Annotated in this window: 3 protein-coding genes; all 3 read right to left on the reverse strand. The window is 43.9% G+C overall.

The window, feature by feature from the left end:
- Positions 1 to 163: 163 nt before the first annotated feature.
- The 3 genes from F0251_RS24115 to F0251_RS24125 all read right to left on the reverse strand — a co-directional run bounded on the left by F0251_RS24115 (position 164) and on the right by F0251_RS24125 (position 2,587).
- Entirely contained in the window at positions 164 to 781 is a 618-nt protein-coding gene (locus F0251_RS24115; RefSeq protein ID WP_061031273.1) for a class I SAM-dependent methyltransferase, read from the reverse strand.
- Positions 782 to 812: 31 nt separating this feature from the next.
- Complete coding sequence (locus tag F0251_RS24120; RefSeq protein WP_061031274.1) at positions 813 to 1,082, reverse strand: hypothetical protein; 270 nt, start codon at positions 1,080 to 1,082, stop codon at positions 813 to 815.
- Positions 1,083 to 1,378: 296 nt separating this feature from the next.
- Positions 1,379 to 2,587 carry a NupC/NupG family nucleoside CNT transporter gene (locus F0251_RS24125; RefSeq protein WP_171731971.1) on the reverse strand — a complete coding sequence of 403 codons (1,209 nt, stop codon included), beginning with the start codon at positions 2,585 to 2,587 and terminating at the stop codon, positions 1,379 to 1,381.
- Positions 2,588 to 3,094: the final 507 nt, after the last annotated feature.

The raw sequence follows: 3,094 nt of genomic DNA on the forward strand, positions 1-3,094 counted from the left end.
GCCATCTAAATATTGCTTAGCAATGATACATTTTAGCTCTCGGCTATATTTGGACATAAAAAGACCCCCAATAATTGGTGTCCAACTATTGGGGGTCAGTTCAGCCTGCGGCTTTTTAATGTCTGTTACGTTACTACGACATCAATCCAAGAATAGTCGTTCATCAAGCTTCAGAAACGGCTTTGTTCATCACTATCGTGAAATCCCCTTCCGTATAACCTTCAATCAAAGAGACATCGTCACACAGCGTTTTACAGAAGCGATAGACGCCTTGAGGATGATAACTCATCAAGGTATTACGCGAAGGATATTGGCTTGAATTGAGCAGATTAAAAATCACCGCCTGATTCGCTAGTCCAAACATACGAGTAATCATGTTAGTTAGGTAATCAGAATCGCGAGAGATATAGTTCAAAGAGCCACTGGCAATAACCACATCGTGCGCTTCTAGATTCATTTTACTCATGTCACCCGCCATAAACTTGCAGCGAGCTTCGGTGTAGTTTTGCTTGGCCTTTTTAAGAAAGTCGGCATGTTGGTCAACGCCTGTGTATGATTGGATACGGTAGATACTATCGAGCAGTTCGAACAACTCTCCATAGCCACATCCCAAATCCAAAACACTCTTATTTTCAAAATCTGTCGCGCGTGCAATCACTTCGAAGCGACACAACTGGCTCTCTTCGTTGGTCCAACCTAGAGACTTTGCCCTATCCCCTTTCCAACGATGGGTTTGTTTTCGGTGATACCAATACACCTTAAAACGATCACGCCAATGCATTACACGCAACTCAACCACATAGTCAGACTTGCTAGGCTTCAGAGTCGTTAGTAAATAAGCCACCGATCTTATAACCAATCGCATAGCAAACCGCGGCAACGGTCACGAACACCAGTGCTGAGAAGAAGTACGCTGCCGATGCTGCTACACCTGCGCCCCATACAACACTAAATACTAAACCGAGATAAGCTTCTTTTGGCCACTGAGAGATAGGAAACTGTTCACCACCAGCAATAAGATAAACCAACGCAAATAAGCCAATGAAGGTGGTAATAAGACCGATGAGGACACGCATGTTCATGGGAAGACCTTTAATTAATTGGACTTGGTTGCTTTTGTTCTGGTGAAAACCGATTGTTCTGAATCGAAGCCGAACGTTATTAATCGCAACCTAATGATATTGAAGTATATCGGATAAAACAGGCTTGCTCTATTACTCTTCCGAGTGAGCCTGAAACGCAATAGAAGCGGTGAGAGAAGTGGTAACTCCGAATTCACTTAACGGGCAGACACAAAAAAGCGGACACCCTTCTTACGTAAACTCCGTAAGTAAGGTGCCCGCTTTTAGTGAATTTTGCTGTTTTTGCTAAACCTAGCTTAAAGCAGGATGAAGATACCCGCTAAACATGCACTCATTAGGTTTGCTAGCGTACCAGCAGCTACCGCTTTCAAACCTAGGTTAGCAACTTCAGCACGACGCTCTGGTGCCATCACGCCGATAGAACCCAGTTGAATCGCGATAGAACCGATGTTAGCAAAGCCACATAGAGCAAATATCACAATCACTTGGCTGTGTTCAGATAGCAGTGCTTTGTTCTCTACGAAGTCGATGAAAGCAACAAACTCGTTCATTACGATCTTCTGACCAATGTAAGAACCCGCCATTAATACTTCATCACTCGGAATACCGATTAGCCATGCTAGTGGTGAGAACAGGTAACCGAAGATTGCTTGCAACGTGATACCCGCAAAGCCGAACGTATCACCTAGGCTTTCTAAGCCTGTGTTTACCATGGCAATCACACTCACAAATGCAATCAACATAGTACCAACCGCCACTGCGACTTTCATACCGTTCATCGCACCGCTAGCCAATGCATCAATTACGTTGCTTTGGTCAGCTTTATCTAGCTCAATGTGGTCGTAGTCACTCGGTGTGCTGCGTTCAGGAACGATGATCTTCGCCATTAACAAGCTACCCGGAGCCGCCATGAAGCTCGCAGCAATAAGGTATTTAAGTTCAACACCCAAGCCTGCATAACCGCCAAGCACACTACCAGCTACCGACGCCATACCACCTGCCATTACAGCAAACAGTTCAGAACGAGTCATAGACTTTAAAAAAGGACGAATAAGAAGAGGAGACTCACCCTGAGAGAGGAAGATATTACCGGTCGCAACCAGAGATTCAGCTTTACTTGTGCCAAGCAGTTTCTGCACCGCTCCACCTAAGATTTGAATCACTTTCTGCATGATGCCTAAGTAGTAAAGCGCAGAGATCAAAGCACTGAAGAAGATAATGATTGGAAGTACGCGAACCGCGAAAATGAAGCCTTCAGTAGCAAGGTCGCCGAAAAGGAAAGCAATACCAGCGTCTGCAAAACCAAGCAGGCTAGAAACGCCATTACTTAGGCTTGTTAACGCCAACTGTCCCCATGGGAAATACAATACTAGAGCAGCAAAGCCAATCTGAAGTAAAAGAGCACGAGAGACCGTTTTCCAGTTGATCGAAGAACGACTTTCAGATAGCAGGTACGCGCAAGCAATCAGTGCAATAACACCGACAAAACCAAATAGAATATTCATAATGTGTCCTAGTAATCCTTATAGAGTGAACATGAGCCAAGCGAATGACATCAAAGGAACAGGACAAAGAACCGCAAGCAAAACGCTACGCGATGAAGGGGCTAACAAAGTTAGCGACTGTAACAACGAGTTGTTCATGTAAAAAATCACCTTATACAAGCAGTGGAACGTAGCTGGTCCGGTCCGTGGGGTCATTCACATATCCATGTGACGGCTTGTATTGGCTAAGCACCGGCTTAAAACCGGAAGAGAAGTATAAACAGTTGATTGAGACTTTCATCACATTTTTTAACGCAAACGATCGCGCGGTTAAAAAACACACAAAATCGAACTATTTACCGTGATAATTCACTTTATCAGAAATAAATAAGAGAAATAAAAACGCCATTAAAACAAAAAGCCACACTATGAACTGACCCCCAATAGTTGGACACCAATTATTGGGGGTCTTTTTATGTCCAAATATAGCCGAGAGCTAAAATGTATCATTGCTAAGCAATATTTAGA

Origin of the sequence: Vibrio sp. 070316B, assembly GCF_013114115.1 — a bacterium.
Taxonomy (GTDB): domain Bacteria; phylum Pseudomonadota; class Gammaproteobacteria; order Enterobacterales; family Vibrionaceae; genus Vibrio; species Vibrio chagasii_B.

Coding starts and splice junctions, on each gene's coding strand:
- F0251_RS24115 (WP_061031273.1), bottom strand. CDS start 781: ATGCATTGGCGTGATCGTTTTAAGGTGTATTGGTATCACCGAAAACAA.
- F0251_RS24120 (WP_061031274.1), bottom strand. CDS start 1,082: ATGAACATGCGTGTCCTCATCGGTCTTATTACCACCTTCATTGGCTTA.
- F0251_RS24125 (WP_171731971.1), bottom strand. CDS start 2,587: ATGAATATTCTATTTGGTTTTGTCGGTGTTATTGCACTGATTGCTTGC.